This window comes from Vibrio sp. 1727, from assembly GCF_033344415.1.
Lineage (GTDB): Bacteria > Pseudomonadota > Gammaproteobacteria > Enterobacterales > Vibrionaceae > Vibrio > Vibrio alginolyticus.
Window position 1 is genome coordinate 1 of sequence record NZ_JAWPOT010000676.1, and the last position, 516, is coordinate 516.

1 pseudogene is annotated in these 516 nt (G+C 48.8%); it reads left to right on the forward strand.

Features of this window, described 5'->3' with window-relative positions:
• A pseudogene (locus R8O10_RS27550) lies at nt 1–483 on the forward strand (hypothetical protein); the annotation flags it as partial.
• Nucleotides 484–516: the final 33 nt, after the last annotated feature.

The window sequence follows — 516 nt, forward strand, 5'->3', positions numbered from 1 at the left end:
AGCCAATATTACTCGCTGGGGCCTCTTGGGGATTGGTTTGATCAACAAGTACTTGCCTTGGATTTTTATACAGCCGACACACCAACTTGGAATCAATGTGATGGTGTTGTTTGTAGTCGTCCGCCAGAACAGGAACAAGTTCGCTTGGGTGGGTTGTACCGTTTGAGAGGCTATACCGCGGGTCGTTACCATGGACGCTCTGCAATTCACTATTCTGCCGAATATCGGGTATTACCAGACTGGCAGCCTCTGGACGATATTCCCATTATCAATTACTACGATATGCCTTGGTGGCAATGGGTAGCGTTTGTTGAGGTGGGGCGAGTTGCCGACGAATACGATTTAAAAACACTCCATGAAGACATGAAATGGAGCGTCGGTGGCGCGGTTCGTTTCCAAGTTGAAGGTGTTGTGGTTCGCGCTGAAGTTGCCAAGGGTGCAGACGAAGGGACGTTCCGGGTGATGATCAATCAACCCTTCTAAGCAAGATGACAAAAGCAAAGGCTAATCTTACGG